Consider the following 23755-nt stretch of genomic DNA (forward strand, 5'->3'; position numbering starts at 1 on the left):
AAATGAGTGTACATATTGGAGCAAAACAAGGAGAAATTGCAGATAAAATACTTTTACCCGGAGACCCGCTCCGCGCAAAATATATAGCAGAGACTTTTTTAGAGGAACCAAAATTATATAACGAAGTTAGAGGTATGTATGGTTACACTGGTACTTACAAAGGTGAACGTGTTTCTGTTCAAGGAACTGGTATGGGTGTACCATCTATTTCAATCTATGTAAACGAATTAATTCAAAGCTATGATGTGAAGAAATTAATTCGAGTAGGTACATGCGGTGCTATTCAAAAAGATGTCAACGTTCGTGATGTTATTTTAGCACAAGGAGCTACGACAGATTCTCAAATGAATCGCCTTATCTTCAACGGAATTGATTATGCACCAATTGCAGATTTTGAACTACTAAAAAATGCATATGACGCCGGAGTAGATAAAGGACTTCATTTACGAGTAGGAAATGTATTCACAAGTGATACATTTTATCGTGATAATGCACAGCAAGTAAATGAATTACTGGCTAAATATCAAGTACTTGCCATTGAAATGGAATCTACAGCGCTATATACATTAGCAGCTAAATATGGTAGACAAGCACTTTCTGTATTAACGGTTTCCGATCATATTATAACTGGTGAAGAAACTACTGCTGAGGAACGACAAACAACTTTTAATGACATGATGGAAATTGCTTTAGATACTATTATAAAATAAACGATTGCCCAGCTTATTCTTGCTGGGTATTTTTTTATTTGTATTGTCAACCTGTTAAAATATTTAGTTGACAAAATATATGAATCTATTTATAGTAAAGCTATCAAGAAGGGAGAAAATGCTAATGCAACAATTTCGAGCGATACATATAACCTATACTTCTTTATTTGTATGTCTGATGGTAATTGGTGCGAATATTGCTATTTGGTTTCCATTTTTAACTGTACCAATTGGCGGGGCTTCTGTCCCACTTTCGTTACAAACATTTTTTGCAATTTTAGCTGGTATGATCTTAGGAAAACGATTAGGGGCATTCGCAATGATTGTTTATATACTCATTGGTTTAACTGGATTGCCTGTTTTCGCAGGATTAAAAGGCGGCCTCTATCCAATGATTAGTCCCACAGGAGGATTTATTATTTCATTTGTTTTTATCGCCTTCATAGTTGGGTGGATATTAGAAAATAAATCTGTTTATTCCTCTAAAGATTTGATTACTGTTGCAATTATTGGATTGATGATTAATTATACTTTAGGTGTTACTTATATGTATATAGCTATGAATGAATGGTTAGAGCTTCCTATTTCTTATTTAACTGCATGGATTGGTATGGTGCCTTTCCTAGTGAAAGATAGTGTATTAACAATCGTAGCAGCGATTACCATGATGGCTTTGCAAAAACGGGTATCTTCTATTCCTGTAATTCAAAACATTTCACGGTAATCGGTTGTTTCTTTATCTTCCTAGGTCTGTATGATAAAATAACAGAAACATTTACACAAATACATGTGCTTTGTAGGAAGGATGTTTCGTCATACATGACTCTGTTTTCCAATTTCCCTCTGTGGGCTGCATTATGTGCAATCGTCTTTGCACAAGTAATAAAAATACCAATTAAATTAATATTCACCAAAGAATTTCAACCCGGTCTGGCTTTTAGTACCGGTGGTATGCCTAGTAGTCACTCTGCTGCTGTTACCGCGCTAACAACTGCAATCGGCATTACAGAAGGGGTAACTTCCAGTGTATTTGCCCTGGCATGTATTTTTAGCGTTATTACCATGTTCGATGCTTCAGGAGTTAGAAGACAAGCAGGTGAACAAGCTGTAGTTATTAACCAATTAATTCGAGATTTCCAATTAATTACTACAAGTGCAAAAGATTGGAATAAAAAAGGTGAAACAGAAAAATTACAAGAATTAAAAGAACTATTAGGTCATCAGCCAATTGAAGTATTTTTTGGAGCGTTAACTGGAATTATTTTAGCTTTTTCCATTGCACCGTTATTCAGCTACTAAGAAAATAAGGTTGAGACTTTGCACAGTAAACAAAAGCTGAATGGTATATCCTATTACCATTCAGCTTTTGTACACTTCTATACAATGTCTCAACCTTAATCTATTCTAATTAAACTGTTGACGAAATACTTGCATGGATTCATCTTCATTCAGTTCGAGGAGAGTTTCCTCTGTTAATGTTCCATCTCCCATTTCAATAACATATACGTCTACTTCTTTCTTTCCCCATTGTTCATACACATCATCTACAGTATGATAATATAAATCAATTTTATTTCCCGTTATAGCACTTCCTTTATCAGCTACAACTCCAAATCCATAATCTGGTATAAATAGAATTGTTCCTATTGGATATACACTTAAATCAGCAGCAATAGTAGAATACAAGTCTCGCTTCACTTGAACACCAGAAAAAGTAATCCCATATTCTGGGTGTTCAGCAGTCTTACCTGTAGATTCAATCCCAGCTGTATAACCGGTTGCCATTACCGTATGCACAGGAAATTGTTCTAAATCAATCGCCTCATCAATAGATGAAGGGCCTTCGATTTCATCATTACTTAAAAGCGTTTGATTTGCCTTTGCAACGTTAAGTTCTTTAGGTTTTAAGCTAACATTTTTAAACTGTTCTATAATACCTTCTGATGATGGAATGAGTTCAATGGGATTTGCCTTCACATGCTTTGGAATGAATAAATTTGTAACTGATGTTATCTCCAAAACAGATAAGCAAATAATAGATAACATCCCTACATGTTTCATCCAATTTTTAATTTTCATGATTAACACCTCTTTGGATGTCATCATTTCCAATCTATTAAAATTTTATTCAAAAAAGTAGTTAAAACATTTGATAGCCACTTTTTCGTAGAAACTTAATAACGAACCCTGATACGATTGTACCAATAAATCCAGCAATTAAAATGACAATATCTGCAAATGCTATATCAAGTAATCTTGTCCCTAAATCATTAAATGCTGTTGCAGTATTTGTGAAGTATTCTGCCATTCCTACATTATCTATAATGAGTATAACGACTATTGGGTATAAAAATGCCATTAACCAGGTTTGTCTTAATAACATATTTAATATGAATGCGATCCCAAAAAAGATAACAAAATATAGAAATACAGAAACAATTAATTGAACCATGCCACACTCTCCCTTTATCCTATGTACATATACATGAGTCATTTTATAATAAATAAAGTAAAAAGCAAAGGCTTAGCTAAATCTCCTTTGCTTTTTAGTCTAATGAAACATATTAAATTTTCCTTTTTTCATTAATAGCTGGATGCCACCCAATTTAAATAAATACCAATTATCGGCGACTCTCTTTAATAATGCAGCCTTCCATCCAAATAAATTCCTGCTAAACATATCCGCTATTCCATCATCACTCCCAAGGGATGTTATCCTTCCTGGAACATCAGGGAGGAATGCAGCCATTTCCTTCCCTTTAATCTTAGCATTAATGTTTCTAGCAATAAATTCTCCTTGTTGCATAGCGATCTGTGCAGTTGAAGGCAACACATTACCATTTTCGTCATAGTTTAGGGAACAGTCACCGATTAAATATATAGAATCGTCTTCAATAGAACGCAAATCATTACGTACCTTAACACGACCATGTTCCATAGAAAGATTTAATCGCTCGACTATACTATTTGCTTTCGTACCTGCTGTCCATATAACTGATTTAGTAGAAATTTTATGCTCCGATCCACCCTTCTCATAAATAATCGAATCTTCTGCACAAGCTTTTACCGTCGCATCATTTATAATTTCAACCCCTCGAGATTGCAACGAATTCATTGCATATTGAACAGCAGAGTCATCATAGCCATAAAGTACACAGTCTCTACCTTCCAATAAATACACCTTAACTAAATTTTTTTCAATATCATATTCTTCACATATGGTAGGAATACGATTAATCAATTCACCAGCAAATTCTACACCAGTTAATCCACCACCACCGATTACAATATTTAATCGTCCATCTGTGGGTTTATTTTCATTCGTGTATAGAGCAAAATTATATTCTATTCGTTCTCTTATGAGTCGAGCACTGTTAATATCTTTTATAGAATACGCAAATTCACTTAAACCAGGAATTCCATATATGGCAGGTTCAAAACCTAGACTTACAATTAAAATATCATAGTAAAGTTCTTGATTTTTTAATTTCACTTTTTTTTCTTCTCTCTTTATAGAGACCACTTCATCTAATATAAGTTTTATACGATTTCGATCAATTACCTCTTTAATGTCAATTTTAGAACGATCATGATGAAGTGTTCCTGCTGCATTCTCATGTAGCCAAGTAGTCTGGTAATGGTAATCATTTTTATTCACTAATGTAATTTTTGCCTCATTAGAATGTATCAATTTTTGCATTCTTGCTGCAGCCATCATTCCCCCATAACCCGCTCCTAAAATTACGATATGCGGTTTATTCATTCCTCTCACAACTCCTATAACATTAATTTCTCATATATATATCATTTTCATTATCAATCGATAATCTCTCTTTGCAACCTAAAAAACTGTACAATTTCCTCATTCGTCTTTCTTGCTAACCATTAACGAAAAAGACAGATCGAATACTGTTACCAAAATAAATTCTAATTGTAACCAAACTGTAATAAAGCACTTCATTATACTACATGCTTTAAATTAAATTTTCAACCTTATAATTACCCATTTTTATGACTATGAGATGATCTTAACTACTATTCTTCAGTGCGCAAAAATACCAACATAATTCAGTTTATGATACCATTGAAATGGTTATAAATTGTTTATATAGAAAAGAGGGGACATATGGATAGCAAAGTATTTGATGTAACTATTATCGGAGCAGGGCCAACTGGTTTATTCACTGCTTTCTATGGTGGAATGCGAGAGGCGAGTGTTAAAATTATTGAAAGCCTTCCTCATATTGGTGGACAGCTAACAGCCCTATATCCAGAAAAATATATATATGACATTGCTGGTTTTCCTAAAGTACATGCTCAAGAATTAATTGACCGCCTTGAAGAACAGGCAAAATTCTTTGATCCGGAAATTGTTCTTGGACAAGCAATTGATAAAGTAGAACGATTAGAAGATGAGACAATCCGATTAACCTCTAATACTGGAGAAGTTCATTTAACGAAAACAATAATCATAACAGCAGGAAATGGAGCGTTCCAACCTAGACGCTTAAATATCGGCAACAGTGAAGCGTTTGAAGGCAAGAACCTTCATTACTACGTAAGAGATATGAATCAATATAAGGGTAAGCGAGTGGTATTATTAGGTGGAGGCGATTCTGCTGTTGATTGGGCATTGATGTTAGAAAAGATCGCTGCAAAAGTGACACTTGTACATCGACGGGATCAATTTCGTGCGCATGAGCACAGCGTCAATCAACTGAAAGAATCCTCCGTAGAAATTCTAACTCCTTATGCACCTATTAATGTTGAAGCATCCGATAAAATTGAAAAAATTCAACTTCAAGAGGTAAAAGGTGAAAAAATTATTGACGTAGAAGTGGACGATATTATTTGTAATTATGGATTTATATCAAGCCTTGGTCCAATTAAGGATTGGGGATTAGAGATAGAGAAAAATAGTATCGTTGTAAACTCTAAAATGGAAACTAATATTCCAGGAGTATATGCCGCTGGAGATGTCTGCACATATGATGGGAAAGTAAAATTAATAGCAACAGGTTTTGGTGAAGGACCAACAGCTATAAATAATGCGAAAAACTATATTGATCCTAAGGCAAGAATACAACCAAAACATTCAACTGCTATGTTTTAAATTTGAATTAGCTTAGCTAGAAAAATGCATGGAATCCCTATTCCATGCGTTTTTCTATTTAAAGGGATTCTCCTGCACTTCTAACCATTCACTAATAGTTACTAATTTGTACCCTTGATCTACTAACTTTGGAATTGCAATTCGCATTGCTTGAATAGTAGTTGGATGTATATCATGTAGCAGAACAATATCACCTGCTTGTATATTTTCTAACAAATTGCTAGCAATTTGCTCTGCATTTAAGATTTCCCAATCTAATGTATCGTAGGTCCAGAGAATTGACTGCAATCCTATTTGATCAAATAAAAATTGTGTTTCAGCGGTGGAAAAACCATATGGCGGGCGTACATACTTAACAAGTATACCAAGAAGATCTTCTAAAAGAAGAGTACTGTCTATCAATTCGCGATACACTTCGTATATCTCCGTCTCCTGAAAATTAGGATGACTGAAGGAATGCACTCCAATATCATGCCCCTCTCGGACAATTCTTCGAGTAACATCACGATGCTTCGTTACATTATTTCCTAATACAAAAAAGGTGGCTCTCGACTGATTTTCAGATAAAATGTCTAATATTTCATTTGTTGGCCCAGGTAGAGGTCCATCATCAAATGTTAAAGCTATCATTCTTTCTTGCCGCTGGAACATCATGTCTTCCCCCCTCTTGTTAATAGAACATTCTATGTTTTTCATCTACCCAAAGTGAATGAAGAGAGAAAAGAGTTACAAGTAAGAACAAAAGCGCAAGCGCCCGTTTATCACCGTATGTCCTGCGCCCCTGTTTTTCAAGGGGTGGTTCGACTGGTCGAACTTCTTTATTTCTTTGAGATAAAGGAAACACGATAAGCGTATGCGAATCGATGTTGACTTTCACCGCAAGGGTATAAGTGCGACTATGCCTCACAAAGTACATTCAGCAGTCTTCTATATCTTAAGGAAGTTTCCGGAAGGACAATAGGTGATGGGCGCTGGAGCTGGACGTGGCTAAATAACTTAGTTGTTTAGCCACAGCCCCAAAATTTTATAATTTCCTAGACCATAATAAAAAAACGATTTTCTCAACGCAATGTACTGAGAAAATCGTTTAAATCTGTTTTTACTTAACAATCACCTGGTGTACCAACTTTGTCCTTCGTACGGAAAGATGATCCACATCCACAAGAAACAATGGCATTTGGATTATCGATACTAAATCCTCCACCCATTAAATTCTCTTTATAATCAATTGTAGTACCTTCAATAATTGGAATATCCTGATTAAAGAAAACAACTGGGATACCATTAATATTTTGAATAACATCTAATTCTTCATTAATATCTTCATCAAAGCCTAAGGAATAAGACAAACCACTGCATCCTCCACCTTTAATTCCAAAGCGCAGATGCGATTGATCAGATTCGTCTTTTTTCATTTCCTTAATTTGCTCACTTGCACTTTCAGTTATATTTATAATCATGACGAACCTCCTTATATTGTTCCATAATTTTAGTATACACATGTTCTACAGAGTTTCAAGCGTTTGAAATAGTTATTCCTCTTTATAATAAAATAGTCCAGTTGCAATTACCTCTGCTGGGCCAGTCATCCAAACATGGTTATCTTCTTTCCATTCAATATTTAAATCTCCTCCAGCAAGATGAACAACAATTGGGTGTGACTTCGTTACTTTTTCATTTAAAGTTGCGGCAACTACAGCAGCACACGCACCTGTTCCACAAGCCTGAGTTATTCCAGATCCACGCTCCCATACACGAAAATTGAGTTCGGTTGGCGAGACAACTTCGATAAATTCCACATTAATACTTTCCGGAAAACGCATATCCTTTTCAATAGTAGGTCCGAGTGTTTCTAATGGAGCCTTTTCAATATCATCAACAAAGAATACACCATGGGGATTTCCCATTGAGACTGCAGTAATATATTGTGTTTCTCCAGCTACAACAAATGGTTCATTTACAACTTTTACATCATTATTTCCCATCATCGGAATTTCATTTCTTGCTAAAATAGGTTCTCCCATATCGATTGTTACTTGATTTACTTTATTATTATCTACAGACACTTCGGCTTCAACAATATTTGCTTTCGTTTGAATATGGAACTTCTTATTCGTAACAATTCCATTTTCATATGCGTATTTTGCTGTACAACGTAATCCATTCCCACAGCTTTTACCTTCTGATCCATCCTTATTAAAAATACGCATGCCCACATCAGCATCCGTAGTGGGGTGAATTAGAATCATCCCATCCGAGCCAATACCTGTATAAACATCTGAAATTTGAATGGCCAGATCATGATATAGCTTTTCATCTATAGCATAATCAAATAAGTCAATATAAACATAATTATTTCCTAATCCATGCATTTTTGTAAAAGGTATCTGCATCCCTAATCTCCTGCTTTCTTTTGAAAAGTTAATTAACTAGTGGTAATCCTAGATCATCTAAAGTTCGATATATAGGCTTTAATGTCGGGATACCTTCTGCAACGATTTTATCATTAATAAAAATAATTGGATAAAACATATCCTCTTCCATCATTTCATTTATGAATTCTTGATGTATAAGTTCTTTTTGTGGTTCATTGATATCAATATACGTATAATCGACCATATCCACAACATATTTTCTGCCAATTGCTGCTTGAAGCCATTCATAGGTATCTTTTGATCCCGGTGCACCTACACAACTAGCACAAATTTGTTTACTTCCATATACAGTAATCATAATTTTCTCGCTCGCCATTCCATCTCCCCCATTTTACATGTTTACCTATATCTTTTATTTTACAAAATTGTTCTATAAAGATAAAATAAAAGTAGTTGCTAATTGAAAATAATTTTCAAATAGATTTTTTGTATCATTCCATTTATAATAAACATATGGGAAAGGAGTAGATGAGAATGCAAGAACAAGTACAAGAAGTATTAAATAAACTCCGTCCATTTTTATTGCGCGACGGTGGCGATGTTGAACTTATTGATGTAGATGAAGAAGGTGTGGTATTACTTCGTTTAATGGGAGCGTGTGGTAACTGTCCTAGTTCTACCATTACTTTAAAAGCTGGTATAGAACGTGCTCTAATGGCAGAGGTTCCTGGCGTACGTGAAATTGAACAAGTATTTTAATTCCATTTAACATATGTAAAATGATCTCTGTCTCATGTACAGAGATCATTTTTGTGTTAGTTATTAACAGGTGTAGTTGCTACTCTACCTGCAGTCACTTCTACTATATTTTTCATACATAGATGTATCATTTCTGTTCGTGTCTCAGTACTTGCAGATCCTATATGCGGTAAACAAACTACATTATCCATATTAACTAGTGGATGATCTGCACGAATTGGTTCCTCATAAAAAACATCCAATCCCGCCGCTTTGATTTCACCATGATTTAAAGCATCAATCAACGCTGTTTCATCCACCACTTTGCCTCGAGAAATATTAATAAAAATTGCTGATGCTTTCATTTTTTTAAAAGCAGATTCATTAAATAATTCTTCTGTCTCTTTCGTAAAAGGAACAACAGTGACAACGAAATCCGACGTTTCGAGTAATTCTTCGAAGCTAACGTAGGATGCTTGTAGTTTTTCTTCAGCTTCTGGTTTTCTGGAACGGTTATGATATTGAATTTTCATATTAAACCCCGTAGCTCTTTTTGCTAACGCTTCACCAATTCTACCCATTCCAACAATTCCCAATGTTTTGTGGTGAATATCAGTTCCTGCTAATAAGAAAGGGCCCCATTGTTTCCAATTATCTTCCTTTACATACGTACTTGCCTCTGTGATTCTTCTAGCGGTTGCTGCTAAAAGTGAAAAACCTAAATCAGCTGTTGTTTCTGAAAGTACATCAGGAGTATTCGCAACTGTAATACCATGTTTACTAGCTGCGTCAATATCTATATTGTCATATCCAACAGCCATATTTGCTACCACTTTTAAATTTTTTGCTTCTGCTAATAATGTTTCATCAATACGATCCCCTAATACCGTAAATAATGCATCTACTTCTTTCGCTTGACTTCTTAATATTTCTTCTGGAACAGGCTCTTCCTCCTTATCCCACATACGAATATCTAATATTTCTTCATATTCCTTTACGAATTGACTTGATAATTTCCTCGTAACAAATACCTTTGGCTTGCTCATAAAACATCTCTCCATTTTATTTATTTACAGCCAGTTTACCACAGGTATTTGCCAATCAGAAATATTCACTCCTACAATTTGATAAAAATCTCGAAGCTGTTTTTCATAATTTTCTTGAATGGTTTGCATTTGAATTAGCATCGACATGTCCCTTGTAGTAAAACCTTCTTCCAGTAAATCATATAAATGAATAGGAAATAGAAGCCTGGCATAGATAACGCGCCATCCGAAAACCGACAATGGTTGATAGGATTGATAATCATTCAAAAATTGTAGTATATCTTCTTTGTCTCGGTTATTAACAAAACACCAGCGGATATATTCTGCTATATCTCTAGTCGGATGATCAAAAACAAAGCCATCTGTCCATAAGACTTGATTTCCTTCAGGATTCCAGCGAACAAAGCAACTAGTGCCTTGATCTGTTTCCAGTACGCGTTGTTCCTTTTCACTTTCTTGTAAATATTGAATTGCATTTTCACTAATACCTACAATGTAAGGTAAGATATCCATTAACTCTCTATAATAATCACTCTGTTGTTCCTTCGCTTGTTTTTGGATTTCTTCTTCAAAGAAGGTAAGTTTCTCAATCCATAGCTCCTTCCATTTTCCATAACTGGATATGGTCTTCGGTTCAAATTGAAAGGAAGAACCAATTTGATGAATATTGCCTAATTGAATTCCTGAGTCGTTTGAATGTCTAATACTACTCATATCTAGTTCTAAAACCATCCAATTGTCATCTCCATAGGAAGTAAACCAATCTCCATTTGAATTGGCAATGGGATAAGCAACATTTGCAAAACCATTTCCTTTAAGATGATAAGCTAATGTTGCTTGTTCCATTAATATTGTTTCCCTGTTCCTCCCTGAAATGGTAAAATAAATATATTCTCCTTTTGTATACCCTTCTCGACTGTCAATGGTACGTTTGCCTTCAGGTTGGATGGAATACAAACTGCTTAACATTTCCGTTAGTGGCATAATCATCTCCCCCTTTACTGGTATACAATAATTATATGAATTGGTATTGGATACATTAACTATAAAAGAAAAAGGTGATCATTATGGCAAAGTATACAAAGAAAAGTGAACTCGAAGTAAAAGCTAGACAATTGCTAACCGAACGAGGTGTTGAACTTGATGATATTGCTGAATTGGTATATTACTTACAATCAAAATATCATCAAAATTTAACGTTGGAAATTTGTCGTCACAATGTTGATCGAGTTTTGACAAAAAGAGAAGTACAAAATGCAATCCTTACTGGAATTGAGCTAGACATGCTTGCGGAACAAAAAAAATTAGTAGAACCGCTTCAAAAAACCATTGAAATCGATGAGGGTCTCTATGGGATAGATGAAGTAATTGCTCTTTCCATTGTGAATGTATATGGTTCTATAGGACTTACAAATTTTGGATATATTGATAAACAAAAACCTGGTATCTTACAAAAACTAAATGATAAATCAAGTGGTCAAATACACACATTTTTAGATGATATTGTTGGTGCAATAGCAGCAGCTGCTTCGAGTCGATTAGCTCATAGTGATGCTGAAGATGAACATACAGAATTGGATAATTAATCAAAATAACTATTTGAGTATCAGAATACACGGATGGCAAGTTTGTAGAACAAAAGCGCAAGCGCCCGTTTATCACCGTATGTCCTGCGCCCCTGTTTTTCAAGGGGTGGTTCGACTGGTCGAACTTCTTTATTTCTTTGAGATAAAGGAAACACGATAAGCGTATGCGAATCGATGTTGACTTATCGTAAGGAGGTCTCCAGAAGGACAATAGGTGATGGGCGCTGGAGTTGGACGTGGCTAAATAACTTAGTTGTTTATCCATAGCCCCAAAATTTTTTAATTTCCTAGACAATTAAAAAAAGAGATTTGGTTAAAAAGGTTTGTCGGATATTTTACCGTCAAATTCTTTTATCCTAGTCTCTTCTTCTTTTAACAATGTCGTTATATAATTTAATCTCATCATTGCTAAGTTTTATTTAAAGGACACGTATATTTTTAATGATAGATATTTGGGGTTACACCATTCAAATATATGGAATCCATTCGTTTAGCGTTTTTACAGTATACGTAGGTTGCTTATTGAAAGTTAGTAATTGCTCCCTCGTCGTTACACCTGTTTCTACATATAACGTATCCATATTTGCTTGTATTCCAGCCTGAATGTCAGTATGATAATTATCTCCTATCATGATAACCTGTTCACTGGTCATACCAAGAGCTTTTATAGCTTGTTCCATAATGATTGAATCTGGTTTGCCGACAAATAATGGTTCCACTTCTGTACTTGTAGAAATTAGTGCAGTAATAGCACCATTTCCAGGCCCCATTCCTTTCTCAGTTGGAATAGCATGATCTCTATTAGTTGAGAGAAATGTTGCACCATTACGAATTGCCAAGCATGCACCTTCTAATTTTTCATACGTTATCGTACGATCTAACCCTACAATGACATAGTCAGGATTTATGTCATCAGTTAACTCAACACCCGTTTGTCTTAAAGCCTCTTTTAGACCTGCTTCACCTATGCAATAACAAGTCACTTTTCTATTTGGATGCTTAGACTGAATATACCTAGCTATCGCTTTACTACTTGTTATAATTTGCGAAGCTGTGGCACGTATCTGGATGTCTTGAAGACGTTTAGCTACATCTTCTGCGGTTTTTGTAGAATTATTAGTTACAAAAACATAAGGTATATTTTCCTGATACAACTTTTCAATAAATTCTTTTGCTCCGTCTATTTCTTCATTTCCTCGGTACATTGTACCATCTAAATCAATTAAATATCCTACGTATTTCTTCATTTCTTTTTCCTCCAAAATACAATTACATTAACAATTAACGGCTCACTTTCCATTGGCAACAAGCTTTTCCATCAGTAATTAGAGACTGTGTAGTAATTTTCTCATCAAAAAATAAATCGGACAACATTTGCTCTTCGTGTTTACATATCGATGGATATTTAACTGCAGCATCTTTAAATGGACAATGATAATTAATTAAAACAGTTGACCCATCCGAATTTATTCGTCTTTCAAACATATATCCTCTTTCATTTTGATTCTTTATAAAGATATCCAGATTATCTTCTATTTTTGTCTTTTCCATTTCCTTTATCAGCTTTTGTTCCACTCGATCAGTTTGTTTCTTTAATATTCCATTTACAGTATCTATCCCATATATATCTTCTAGATCTTCTAACAATTGCAAAGAAAGTTGTTGGTATTGATTTGGAAAGTACGCATGGCCTTTTTCAGCTAATTGGTATGTATGATATGGTCTACCTATTTCTTGTTTGTGATGTATGATATTTACAAAGTCTTGACTAGCTAACCCTTGTAAATGTTTCCTTACTGCAATTTCTGAAATAGAAAAATGATTCATAATTTGATCGATAGATAATTCACGATGCTTCTTTAGAAGTACTAATAGCTGTTCTTTCACAGGTGTTTGTTTTTTCATGCCTATCACCCCTTTGGATTAGAAAAAGCGTTAGCAACTCCTAATTCATTTTGTAAATAGGTTTGAATATATTTACTAAACTGAGCTATCTCTTCAAGGTGGTCATTTAACAAATCTGATATCAGATTATGATCAACTTCCCTATAATTATTCACTATCTGTTTTCTTAACTCAATAATCCTTTTATAAGCATGTTCATGTTCCGCTTCTAAGACATTCTCATCCAATAAAATATCAATAATGTCTTCATAACTACCGGGATCGCGCATAATAAATCCATCGATCATCATATTTCCGACATCTAAAATACTCTCAATAACAATATGTGTCATTCTTTCTTTTGCCATCTTATCTAAAAATGTAGTACTTGAAGACTGCTTTTTTAATTCGTCTATCACTGTGTCCATATATGTAAGAATTTCTTCCATTTTTTGTTGATCCACAAAATACATTTTATAATTACCTCCATCATGAGTAAAATGAGTATATAGATATCATATCATATTCTATAGGTGGAATTGTAAAATCGTGATATATTAAAAGTATCAACAATACATCAGCGAGGAGTAACTATATTATGGATGATACGCAAATAATCCAAATGGATGCGACACAGCTTTCTAAGGCTATATTAAGTTCAGAACTTACAAGTGTGAAAGCAGTTGCTGCATTTATCAAACATATTCATGAGGTAAATCCAATTATAAATGCCCTTGTAGAAGATCGGTTTATTGAAGCAATTGAAGAGGCAAAGGAGTATGACAACCTACTAAAGAACGGACAAAAACGCGGCCCATTACACGGCGTTCCAATAAGTATCAAGGAGTCTCTTCATGTTACTGGACTAAAAACAACTGGAGGATTAGAACATAGACAAGATTTAATCGCTATTGAGGATGCAGCTGTCGTAAAGAAATTAAAAGAAGCTGGCGCCATCATTATAGGAAAAACAAATACTCCAGCACTATGCTTTTGTCAGGAGACAGACAATAAATTATATGGTCGAACAAATAACCCATGGGATATTTCTAAATCGGCTGGTGGATCGAGCGGTGGTGAAGGTGCATTATTAGCAGTCGGTGGAGCAGCGGTTGGCATTGGTTCTGATGTAGGAGGATCTATACGTTTTCCTGCTCATTTTAATGGAGTTATTGGTTTTAAACCTGGGAAAGACCAAATATCTATGGATGGGCATTTTCCAAGTATACAGCATGATTTACAAGCACGTATGTTAACCATTGGACCAATGGGTAAGTCCGTACAAGATATGAGGTTACTATACGACATTCTAAGCCCATCCAATATAGAATCACAAAAATTGAAGGATTTTAAATTAGAAATCTTACCTGGTAATTCTGGGTATCCGTTATCCATTGAAACCGTTGATATATTAAACCAATTAGAATATTTTCTAGAAAAATCATTTCCAACAAAACGAATAATGCCTCCATACTTTAAAGATAGTGCATTAATTTGGCAAGAAATCATGTCCATCAATGGTAGTAAACTAATAGAAGATGAAGCATACAACAATGATCGTTCGGGAGTATATTCTTCCTTCTTAAAAGAAAAATTAACACAGAGAACATCGGTCCATCCGTATTTATCTTGGGCAATTATAGGTGCCAAGATGTTTAAACCATCTCATAAACGAGTGAACGAAATTTTAACAATCATTGAACAAGGCGATGGAGTGATAGAAACATACTTAGATAACCGTCTTTTAATTTTTCCAGTGTATCATGAAACCGCATTACCTCATGGAAAAGTATTTAAAGAAATCTTTTCGATACGAAAGACTTACCTCCAATATATGCCTTATGTAGCATATGCGAATGTGTGGGGACTTCCTTCTTTGACCATTCCTGTTGGGGAATCTAAAAATGGCCTACCCATTAGCATTCAAATAATGAGCAAACCTGGAAATGAGGATGCTATCTTTCGATTAGGCAGATTAATCGAGAAAAAGTATCGTGGCTTTAAATTAGCTCCCATACCAAACGTGGATTAGAAAAAGCTCCCATTATATTTTTTCAATGGTATGCACATACTGAAAATATAGGGGAGTGTTAGAATGAAAAAACAAAAATACGATGAAATATCGAATGTTGAAAAGCAAAAAGAACGCCTCATACCAGAAGAATTTCCTGAGGGGGCGTACGGTTCAGATATAAATCAAAATGAACCTGTTCAAGGAAAATCAGAACCTTGGCAGGAAGGTCAATACCGTGATAGTGCATTTGTCTATCCAGATCGAGAGCACCATGAAAAGACGGAGCGTAGAGTTCCAGGCTCGCATCCACTAGAAGAAGAATCGGAAGAATAAAGCTTGGGGACATTTCGTTTTGTCCCCTTTTTTATTTTGGCAATTTTTTCAAAACAAAATAAGCACAGCCAAAATTACAATACTCAAGTAAATAATCGTCTAGTGCTGTAATTTTTGAATCGATGGGGACTTTTGAATTTCTTTCACCATAGAATCCTTTTAAACGTAACTGGTCATATCCCCAGTCTCCAACAATATAATCATACTTTGCTAATATATCGGAATAACGCTCCTTAATTATATCCTCTTGGAACCCATCTTTTATATTTTCGATCATTTCATATTTTTTTCCATTCAATTCAATCATGAATGACCACTCCTTTATGTGCTTTTAGTTTATCATAGTCGATATATTAAAAACCAGAAAAAATTACCTGCATGATTTCTTCGTTTTTATAAAAACTACAAATACTAAAAGTTATGGGAGGATATAATAATGAAATTGTTAATACCGCTATTCTTAATAACTGGAATGTTAGCTGGATGTGGAGTAGATGATGCTGCTGACGATACCTCACCTCAACTAGATCCTAATCGAAATCAAACCGAACCCAATGAATCCAACAATAAGTTAGGTTTTGTACGCTATACAAAAGATGAATTTGCTAACGATGAATCACATGAACATCGTTCTATCACTATTGACCGGCGGGAAATGGCTGATATGATTTCAAGAATTTTATTACAAAACAATCAGTATGAAGAAGTTGCTACTTTAGTTACTGATGAAGAAGTGCTTATTGCATTCGAACGATCAGAAAATATTGATAATAACCAAGCTATGATAAATGCAAGAAAAACGGCAGAATCAGTGTTACCTCGTTATTATGATATTTATACATCTGGAGATAAATCGTTAATTCAGGATATTCAAACACTTCATTATTCACTTGCGAATAATCCAAATTTCGATTACGACCAAACAGTGCAAACCATCATAGAAGAGATGAAACAAGATGAAACACCAGATGATGAATAAACAATGGATTTAAGATCAAAAGTGAAAATCGGCATATAGAAACACATCGATTTTTATACGTGGTTCTTGATGTGAAGATTATTTGGGGTATAAAGGAGGTGACAACGTGAACCCAAAACAAGTGCTCATGCTAACGGGATTCATCCTATTTATTACTACTTTCCCATTAACCATTCTGGCTGAGGATAATCAAGAGAACGATATTTATGAACAACGGATGGCTCTTTTTAAAAAAACAGAAGCTTTAACGCAAATTCCATGGTATTATTTTGCGGCAATCGATAACTACGAACGAAATATAACTAATAGTGATGAACCAGAGAAAGTAATATCAATTGAATTTGCCGAGGAAATTTGGTACGGATTAGGCAACGCTGCTAAAGCATCTGAAAATGAAATAATTCAACAGTTTGGTGGCATTGGAAAAGATGGTAATGGTGACGGTAAGGCACAAATAAAAAATGAAGAAGATATTTTATATTCCATGGGTATGGTAATTCAAGAATATGGAATGAATGAAGATGATATTAAAATTGCTCTTTGGGAACATTATAAAAGAGATTTAACGGTGCAAACCATTATGAATACATCTAAAGTATTTAAGAAATTTGGTCACGTTCACCTCACCAATCGAGCATTTCCAGTAGACACAGATTATAATTATAGCTACCGTAATACGTGGGGGGATCGACGTGGATTCGGTGGTTTGCGAATACATGAAGGGACTGATATTTTTGCCTCTTACGGGGTTCCAGTTCAATCAACAACATACGGCGTAGTTGAAATGATGGGATGGAATCTTTATGGTGGTTGGAGAATAGGAATTAGAGACATCTACAATATTTATCATTATTATGCACATATGAATGGATATAGTGACGATTTAAAAGTAGGTCAAGTTGTAGAGCCAGGTGATGTTATCGGTAGCGTCGGATCCACAGGATACGGCCCACCAGGAACTTCTGGAAAATTTCCACCACATTTGCATTATGGAATGTATAAAGATAATGGATACAGCGAATTCTCATTCGATCCTTATCCATACTTAAAAAAGTGGGAGCGAATGTCTAATTAAACGTTTAAGCTTATTCCAATGTGGTTAGAATAAAAAAGTTTTTTTAATAACATTCAAGCTGTAGAATTGATGTATAACGACTAGGTTATCCAAGATTTCAACTCTAAAAGGACTACTTTCTGGTGATACGACAGAAAGTAGTCCTTTTAATTTTTCTACGCTTTTCCTTTTCGAATCGTATTCCATATACTAGCCGCTAATCCGCCCCACAGAATCACCATTCCAATTATCATTACTGTAATTGCACTAGCCGACATTTATTTTGCCTCCTTATCTTGTTCGGTATATTCAGTCAATTCATTGGATTTCCATTTTGTTAGTGATAAAACTATACCGATTACTAATGCTGCGATAGCTACCGTCCATCCTCCAAAAGTAATGAAGGTATTTGCGTATTCCCCATAATTTCCTGTAGCTGTATCAAATTCTCTTAATAAGTTTTGCTTAAATAACCCGAGCATCATATATCCCATTACAATCGGAGTAATAACTGTTAGACAAATAGTCCACCATGATCCTAATCGAATATCAGAAACACTATTTGCATGCGACTTTAATACATTTGACTTACGCAAAATCCAAGCAATTAGAACGACCTCAACCAATCCTAGCATCGCTACTCCAAATTGATTGATAAAATAGTCCACTACATCTAAGAAATGTAATCCACCACGACTAGCAAATAATAATGAAATTACCGCTGCTAATCCACCACCGAATAATACAGCTTTTGTACGAGTAATCTTAAATTTATCTACTAATGCTGATACATAAGCTTCTGTGATGGATACTAATGATGTTATCCCTGCTAATGTCAAAGAAACAAAGAATAATGCACCAAACAATCCATTAAATGCAGGTAATTCATTAATAATCGCTGGAAAAACGACAAAAGCGAGTCCTACTCCACCAGCTACAACTTCATCTACACCAACTCCTGAGGAGGTAGCCATAAAGCCTAATACACCAAAAACTCCAATTCCTGCTAATAATTCAAATCCAGAGTTACCGAAACCTACAATAAATGCATTATTAGTTATATCTGATTTTTTTGGTAAATAACTAGAATAGGTAATCATAATAGCAAAGGCAATTGATAAACTGAAAAAGATTTGACCATAAGCAGCAATCCATACATCAGGCTCAAGAATTCTGCTAAAGTCTGGTGTAAAGAATGCGTTCAAACCTTCTGCTGCTCCAGGCAATGTTACTGCTCGAATAACAATTACTAAAAATACTAAAACCAGAAGTGGTATAAATATACGGTTAGCTACTTCAATCCCTTTCTTTACACCACGGAATAAAATACCTAATACAAGAACCCAAACTATAATCAAAGGTATTAATACTCCAGGAACTAACCCACCGACTTGACCTGGCACCTCTGCTAGATTTAAATAATCTCCAAATAAAAATCCTTCTGTATCTTCTCCCCAAGATAAATTAAAAGAAAAGATAGAATATGAAATTGCCCAGGCAATAATGACAGAGTAATATGTCGATATAACAAAGGCAACTAAAACCGCCCACCAACCTACGAATTCTGCTTTCTTATTCATTCTGCTAAATGTCAATGGAGCTGAACCTCTATATTTATGCCCCATTGTAAATTCCATGATTAATATCGGTATACCAGCGGTTAATAATGCAAAAAGGTAAGGAATAAAAAACGCTCCTCCTCCACTTTCATAAGCCACCGAAGGAAATCTCCATATATTACCCAAACCAACTGCAGAACCCACTGCTGCTAAGATAAATCCTGCACGTGTTCCCCATTGTGACCGATTTTCCATTTACTTTCCCCCTCATATAAAAATAGTAATAGCCTGTTTCTTTATTAATATGTAGAAAAATATCAATTATTAATACTTTCAGACTATTATATTTGTATTATAACTTGTTCTTTTTATTTGTCAAACGGTTCTGATAATTTAATAGGCGTTTATTTACATTTAAAAAAATCACATGAGTAATAGTAATCCTATTACCTCATGTGATTTCAAATTTCTTTATTTCATTGTTGTTTTCTCTTTTCTTCGGTCAACGACGCTTTTCTTCAATACTATTACAATGATACTCATAAGTAAAATTGTCACCAATAAAGAAAGTAATGTAGAGTGAGTATATCCAACTAAGGTAAATCCTACTATAGCAGATACAGCAGCTATAATTGCATAAGGCAACTGTGTTAGCACATGGTCTATATGATTCGCTCCTGCACCTGTAGAGGAAAGTACGGTAGTATCTGAAATTGGAGAACAATGATCACCAAATACTGCTCCAGCAAGTACTGCTGCTAGTGCTGGCAATAATAAACTCTCATCTGTATTCACCATGATGTTAGCAGCAATTGGAAGCATAATACCAAAGGTTCCCCAAGATGTACCGGTTGCTAAAGCCATGATGGCAGATATTATAAATAATATAACTGGTAACAACGACACGTTAATTGAAGCATTTTCAACTAATCCAGCCAAGTAATCGCCTGTTCCAATACTTCCAATAATTGAACCAATCATCCAAGCCAATAAAAGAATGTTAATTGCAGGCATCATTGTTTTCGTACCTTCAATTAATATTTTTCCAAACTCAGAACGCGGTACCCTTTGAGAGAAATAGAATACAGCTGCAACTATTACGGACGAAAGACCACCTAATATTAATGATAAATTAACGTTTGTGTTTGCAAAGGCATCAATTAATCCATAACTTGATGCTTCAATTACACCAGTGGTATACATTGAGCCAATTGTAACAATAAATAACACAATAATTGGCACTAATAAGTGGTATACTTTCCCATCTTTATGTGGATCAAAAACATCACCTAAATCTCCGGCAACATTGTCTTGTTCAGGACTAAGAAGTTCACCATCTTTTTCAGCTCTTTTTTCATGTGTGTGCATTGGTCCTAGATCCAAATGGAAATACGCTACAATAAAGACGAGAATAATTGCTGATATTGCATAGAAATTCAATGGAATCATTTGGATAAATGCTTCAAATGGTTGATACTCTGTAATTTCATTAGCAGCGAATAACGTCCCTAATGTTCCGATAATATATGCTCCCCAACTAGAAATAGGGGCTAACACAGTAACTGGTGCAGAACTAGAATCAATAAAATAAGCAAGTTTTGCACGTGAAATTCGATGGCGGTCGGTTAGCGGTCTCGCAATTTGGCCAACTGCTAAACTATTAAAATAATCGTCAATAAAAATAATTATTCCAATAACAGCCGTCATTACCTGTGCACCCGTTCTTGTCTTCACTCGTTTCATCATCCAGTCACCAAATGCTCTACTTCCACCTGATGCTTGTAAAAATGCTGTTAATATCCCTAGAAGTATTAAAAAGCTAAGGAGGAATATATTTCCTATCTGCCATTCTCCATCAGCATAAAATATAGTGTAAAATACTTCCCAAATCTCAGTGATTGAGGATAAAATATTAAAATTGTGAATAAGCAATGCTCCTACAATAATTCCTGTACCTAATGATATTAGAACATTACGTGTAATAATCACTAGTAGTAGCATAATTACTGCAGGAATAAGTGAATAAATTGTACCTTCCATAGTTGTTACCTCCAAATAATTATTTGGTGATGGAGATAATACCCGAAATGCTCTTGATGTAAAGCAACGTTGCTATTTTTAAGCACAAAAAAAACAACGACAGAAAATAACCATCATTGTTTTACCAACTAACGTTATCCTCCATTTCGATCAGTAGTTCTCCATGCACTTAATTTTGCATGACAGTGCATCTTTTATTCAAAGATGTACCAGCAATAATAAGTCTGACCCTTATTATGCTTCGGCAAACAACCCTTCCACCAACTATCATCGTTGTCATCCTCTTGTCGATTACTAATGTTGTATGCTCCTCTACCTCACCGATCTGATAAGGCAATATTCAATTACTAGTAATATACTATATTATTCATCATTCTGCAAATCATCTTTTGGTATCGCTATATCTGGAGACCCATCTCCACCATAGAAATCAGGTACTTTCCCCATGATTGCACTACTATCTAGGTATAATTCTGTATGAACGGTCGTTACATCGGACGTAAAAGGAACAATAATTTGTACATCTGCCTCTACATTCACATATAGCGTAACCCACGATCCATTAATACCAAATTCTTCTGTTTCTCTTACTACATTTGTTCTCACATTACCAATAATTTGCATATTAATAGGGATTTTTGGACCAAGATTGGATAGCACCGAATTACCTGTCACTTGTCCAAGAGGAATTTCAATCAAAGTTGGATCAATAGCAGCTCTTCCCTCAGCACTTCCGTCATCATTCAAAGGATCTTCCACATTATTTTCAAAACTTAAAGGCTTTCCTTCATTTACATGAACAAAAAATTCTTCCACTCTATCCGTAGCCACACGGTTTATCTCACTCATAATGGTAGGGTTTTGATTGTATGTCACAAAATTCCCTTCATTATCATAAGTAATATCAATGATATCTTCAAAGCTATATTCACCTACAAAGGCTACTGCCGAATTGATTGCACGTGTGGCAAATTCTTCGGTTTTTCTCTTTGCAATGTCTCTCACTATAGGTTCAATCCTGTCATTAATAATCCAAAAACTAAAGGCCATGGATACTACAAATATGATAAGGGTCATTATTATTAAAAATTGACGTTGTGGAGGCCTTTTGTATGTTCTTCTACGGATGCGATATCTTCTTTTGAACCTCAACATTCATACCCCCTCTTCACAATGTATGCTTGTTCTTAGAGTGGGTAGAACTATGGATTATGTATTTTTGATAACTTCCGTAATAAGTGTATTCATCACTTTTCCTAAATTTAATTCATACGGATTATCGAGTATCTCTCCTTGTACTTCAGTCACACGAATAATTGGCCGATCGCATAAATATTTATTTTGTCTAACTACCTTTCCAGAAGTTCCATCGCTTAAATTTACCATTAAACCTTCCGGATACACAGAGATACTTTTTTTAAATGCCTCAATAATTTGTATATCAAATTCCCTGACTGCACCAGCATATAGAATTTCCAGCGCTTCATGCGGCAATAGAGCATCTCTATAAACACGGTTACTAGTTACAGCATCAAAGACATCTGCCACTGCTATGACCTTTGCGTAAGGAATAATATTTTTATCATACAGACCTAGAGGGTAACCAGAACCATCTAATCTTTCATGGTGTTGGTAGGCACATTGCGCAACGTTTTTAGGAAACCCAGGATAGCTGCTTAAGTAATCATACCCTAATTTTGTATGGCTTTTTATAATTTGAAACTCAGCTTCATCTAAATTAGAAGGTTTATTTAATATTTCCGATTCAATAAAAATTTTCCCCACATCATGTAATAACGCTCCGATACCTAATTCTTTTAATTGTTCGGAAGTATAATTTAATTGTTTTCCGATCGCAATCGAATATATAGCCACATTAAGAGAATGTTGTAAAATATAATCATTGGTGATCATTATATCCGAAAGTAATGTTAATGTGGTCTCATTACCTTCTACTTCATACAAAATCTGGTCTACAACTTCTCTTAGCTCTGTTTCTTTTGTTTGAAGTACGTAAGACTTACTTAACAGACCTGCTTGTTTTATTCCATTAAAAGTATCGTTAAGGGTATGTACTGCTTTTTGACGAAGCTGATCGGTTATCACTGGTTCGTAATACTGGTCATCGTCTATCTCACCTTCAATATATACATAGGTTATTCCTCGATCTAACAGTTTTTGGATAACACCTGAGGTCAACTTCATTCCTCTAGCCAATAAAATTACTCCTTGCTCATCATATAAAGATTGAGCTAATGTATCTTCAGACTGAATAAATTTCGTACTTACTAATTTCATAGATTTCTCCCGTAATCCGACATCTT

At 34.8% G+C, this 23755-nt stretch carries 28 protein-coding genes and 1 riboswitch; of the genes, 10 read left to right on the forward strand and 18 right to left on the reverse strand.

Annotated elements, in window-relative coordinates:
• Nucleotides 1-2 precede the first annotated feature (2 nt).
• The 3 genes from deoD to OB_RS12065 all read left to right on the forward strand — a co-directional run bounded on the left by deoD (nt 3) and on the right by OB_RS12065 (nt 2009).
• Nucleotides 3-710, forward strand: coding sequence for a purine-nucleoside phosphorylase (deoD, locus tag OB_RS12055; protein WP_011066737.1), 708 nt, complete (start codon nt 3-5; stop codon nt 708-710).
• Between the two features lie 124 nt (nt 711-834).
• The gene (locus OB_RS12060; protein WP_011066738.1) at nt 835-1434 is read left to right on the forward strand and encodes a biotin transporter BioY; all 600 of its coding nucleotides are present in this window, start codon (nt 835-837) and stop codon (nt 1432-1434) included.
• A 95-nt stretch (nt 1435-1529) separates the two neighbouring features.
• Complete coding sequence (locus tag OB_RS12065; RefSeq protein WP_011066739.1) at nt 1530-2009, forward strand: divergent PAP2 family protein; 480 nt, start codon at nt 1530-1532, stop codon at nt 2007-2009.
• A gap of 105 nt (nt 2010-2114) precedes the next feature.
• Here OB_RS12065 and OB_RS12070 read toward each other — a convergent pair whose 3' ends face one another.
• From OB_RS12070 to OB_RS12080, 3 genes are all read right to left on the reverse strand, one after another.
• Nucleotides 2115-2789, reverse strand: coding sequence for a 3D domain-containing protein (locus OB_RS12070; protein ID WP_011066740.1), 675 nt, complete (start codon nt 2787-2789; stop codon nt 2115-2117).
• A gap of 61 nt (nt 2790-2850) precedes the next feature.
• Entirely contained in the window at nt 2851-3162 is a 312-nt protein-coding gene (locus tag OB_RS12075; RefSeq protein WP_011066741.1) for a YuiB family protein, read from the reverse strand.
• A gap of 99 nt (nt 3163-3261) precedes the next feature.
• The gene (locus OB_RS12080) at nt 3262-4473 is read right to left on the reverse strand and encodes an NAD(P)/FAD-dependent oxidoreductase (RefSeq protein ID WP_011066742.1); all 1212 of its coding nucleotides are present in this window, start codon (nt 4471-4473) and stop codon (nt 3262-3264) included.
• Between the two features lie 363 nt (nt 4474-4836).
• Here OB_RS12080 and OB_RS12085 point away from each other — a divergent pair, with 363 nt between their 5' ends.
• Nucleotides 4837-5823, forward strand: coding sequence for an NAD(P)/FAD-dependent oxidoreductase (locus OB_RS12085; RefSeq protein ID WP_011066743.1), 987 nt, complete (start codon nt 4837-4839; stop codon nt 5821-5823).
• A gap of 54 nt (nt 5824-5877) precedes the next feature.
• Here the strand turns inward: OB_RS12085 and OB_RS12090 are convergent, their stop codons facing one another.
• From OB_RS12090 to OB_RS12110, 4 genes are all read right to left on the reverse strand, one after another.
• Complete coding sequence (locus OB_RS12090) at nt 5878-6477, reverse strand: polysaccharide deacetylase family protein (protein ID WP_050750219.1); 600 nt, start codon at nt 6475-6477, stop codon at nt 5878-5880.
• A 449-nt stretch (nt 6478-6926) separates the two neighbouring features.
• Entirely contained in the window at nt 6927-7283 is a 357-nt protein-coding gene (locus tag OB_RS12100; RefSeq protein WP_011066744.1) for a HesB/IscA family protein, read from the reverse strand.
• 72 nt (nt 7284-7355) lie between these two features.
• Nucleotides 7356-8216 carry a diaminopimelate epimerase gene (dapF, locus tag OB_RS12105; protein ID WP_011066745.1) on the reverse strand — a complete coding sequence of 287 codons (861 nt, stop codon included), beginning with the start codon at nt 8214-8216 and terminating at the stop codon, nt 7356-7358.
• A 28-nt stretch (nt 8217-8244) separates the two neighbouring features.
• Nucleotides 8245-8574, reverse strand: coding sequence for a YuzD family protein (locus OB_RS12110; RefSeq protein ID WP_011066746.1), 330 nt, complete (start codon nt 8572-8574; stop codon nt 8245-8247).
• Between the two features lie 152 nt (nt 8575-8726).
• Here OB_RS12110 and OB_RS12115 point away from each other — a divergent pair, with 152 nt between their 5' ends.
• On the forward strand, nt 8727-8957 hold the full coding sequence (locus OB_RS12115; RefSeq protein ID WP_379603720.1) for a NifU family protein: 231 nt from the start codon (nt 8727-8729) through the stop codon (nt 8955-8957).
• Nucleotides 8958-9013: 56 nt separating this feature from the next.
• Here OB_RS12115 and OB_RS12120 read toward each other — a convergent pair whose 3' ends face one another.
• Complete coding sequence (locus tag OB_RS12120) at nt 9014-9982, reverse strand: 2-hydroxyacid dehydrogenase (protein ID WP_011066748.1); 969 nt, start codon at nt 9980-9982, stop codon at nt 9014-9016.
• A gap of 24 nt (nt 9983-10006) precedes the next feature.
• Entirely contained in the window at nt 10007-10966 is a 960-nt protein-coding gene (locus OB_RS12125) for a hypothetical protein (protein WP_011066749.1), read from the reverse strand.
• An 83-nt stretch (nt 10967-11049) separates the two neighbouring features.
• On the opposite strand from OB_RS12125, the gene OB_RS12130 reads away from it, so the two are divergent.
• Nucleotides 11050-11568, forward strand: coding sequence for a phosphatidylglycerophosphatase A family protein (locus tag OB_RS12130; protein WP_011066750.1), 519 nt, complete (start codon nt 11050-11052; stop codon nt 11566-11568).
• A gap of 467 nt (nt 11569-12035) precedes the next feature.
• Here OB_RS12130 and OB_RS12135 read toward each other — a convergent pair whose 3' ends face one another.
• From OB_RS12135 to OB_RS12145, 3 genes are read right to left on the reverse strand one after another with little or no spacing between them, the layout of a single operon-like run.
• The gene (locus OB_RS12135; protein ID WP_011066751.1) at nt 12036-12815 is read right to left on the reverse strand and encodes a TIGR01457 family HAD-type hydrolase; all 780 of its coding nucleotides are present in this window, start codon (nt 12813-12815) and stop codon (nt 12036-12038) included.
• Nucleotides 12816-12849: 34 nt separating this feature from the next.
• A complete protein-coding gene (locus tag OB_RS12140) occupies nt 12850-13473 on the reverse strand; it encodes a helix-turn-helix transcriptional regulator (protein WP_011066752.1) in 624 nt (207 codons plus the stop codon).
• Nucleotides 13474-13478: 5 nt separating this feature from the next.
• Nucleotides 13479-13925, reverse strand: coding sequence for a DUF86 domain-containing protein (locus OB_RS12145; RefSeq protein WP_011066753.1), 447 nt, complete (start codon nt 13923-13925; stop codon nt 13479-13481).
• A gap of 125 nt (nt 13926-14050) precedes the next feature.
• On the opposite strand from OB_RS12145, the gene OB_RS12150 reads away from it, so the two are divergent.
• Nucleotides 14051-15484, forward strand: a complete 1434-nt coding sequence (locus OB_RS12150; protein WP_011066754.1) for an amidase — start codon at nt 14051-14053, stop codon at nt 15482-15484.
• 63 nt (nt 15485-15547) lie between these two features.
• Nucleotides 15548-15799: a hypothetical protein gene (locus OB_RS12155; protein WP_011066755.1), complete on the forward strand. Its 252-nt coding sequence runs from the start codon at nt 15548-15550 to the stop codon at nt 15797-15799.
• A 31-nt stretch (nt 15800-15830) separates the two neighbouring features.
• Here OB_RS12155 and OB_RS12160 read toward each other — a convergent pair whose 3' ends face one another.
• Nucleotides 15831-16106 carry a YutD family protein gene (locus OB_RS12160; RefSeq protein WP_011066756.1) on the reverse strand — a complete coding sequence of 92 codons (276 nt, stop codon included), beginning with the start codon at nt 16104-16106 and terminating at the stop codon, nt 15831-15833.
• 129 nt (nt 16107-16235) lie between these two features.
• Here OB_RS12160 and OB_RS12165 point away from each other — a divergent pair, with 129 nt between their 5' ends.
• Together OB_RS12165 and OB_RS12170 are read left to right on the forward strand one after the other, a co-directional pair.
• Nucleotides 16236-16778 carry a YhcN/YlaJ family sporulation lipoprotein gene (locus OB_RS12165; protein WP_011066757.1) on the forward strand — a complete coding sequence of 181 codons (543 nt, stop codon included), beginning with the start codon at nt 16236-16238 and terminating at the stop codon, nt 16776-16778.
• Between the two features lie 106 nt (nt 16779-16884).
• The gene (locus OB_RS12170) at nt 16885-17853 is read left to right on the forward strand and encodes a M23 family metallopeptidase (RefSeq protein ID WP_011066758.1); all 969 of its coding nucleotides are present in this window, start codon (nt 16885-16887) and stop codon (nt 17851-17853) included.
• 155 nt (nt 17854-18008) lie between these two features.
• Here the strand turns inward: OB_RS12170 and OB_RS18325 are convergent, their stop codons facing one another.
• The 5 genes from OB_RS18325 to OB_RS12190 form a co-directional block, all read right to left on the reverse strand.
• Nucleotides 18009-18110, reverse strand: a complete 102-nt coding sequence (locus OB_RS18325) for a MetS family NSS transporter small subunit (RefSeq protein WP_152023709.1) — start codon at nt 18108-18110, stop codon at nt 18009-18011.
• Nucleotides 18111-19646, reverse strand: coding sequence for a sodium-dependent transporter (locus OB_RS12175; RefSeq protein WP_011066759.1), 1536 nt, complete (start codon nt 19644-19646; stop codon nt 18111-18113).
• 216 nt (nt 19647-19862) lie between these two features.
• Nucleotides 19863-21431 carry a Na+/H+ antiporter NhaC family protein gene (locus OB_RS12180; RefSeq protein ID WP_011066760.1) on the reverse strand — a complete coding sequence of 523 codons (1569 nt, stop codon included), beginning with the start codon at nt 21429-21431 and terminating at the stop codon, nt 19863-19865.
• A 146-nt stretch (nt 21432-21577) separates the two neighbouring features.
• Nucleotides 21578-21754, reverse strand: a riboswitch (Lysine riboswitch).
• A gap of 40 nt (nt 21755-21794) precedes the next feature.
• Nucleotides 21795-22586, reverse strand: a complete 792-nt coding sequence (yunB, locus tag OB_RS12185; protein WP_011066761.1) for a sporulation protein YunB — start codon at nt 22584-22586, stop codon at nt 21795-21797.
• A 54-nt stretch (nt 22587-22640) separates the two neighbouring features.
• Entirely contained in the window at nt 22641-23729 is a 1089-nt protein-coding gene (locus OB_RS12190; RefSeq protein WP_011066762.1) for an HD-GYP domain-containing protein, read from the reverse strand.
• Nucleotides 23730-23755 lie beyond the last annotated feature (26 nt).

Origin of the sequence: Oceanobacillus iheyensis HTE831 (assembly GCF_000011245.1) — a bacterium.
GTDB classification, from domain to species: domain Bacteria; phylum Bacillota; class Bacilli; order Bacillales; family Amphibacillaceae; genus Oceanobacillus; species Oceanobacillus iheyensis.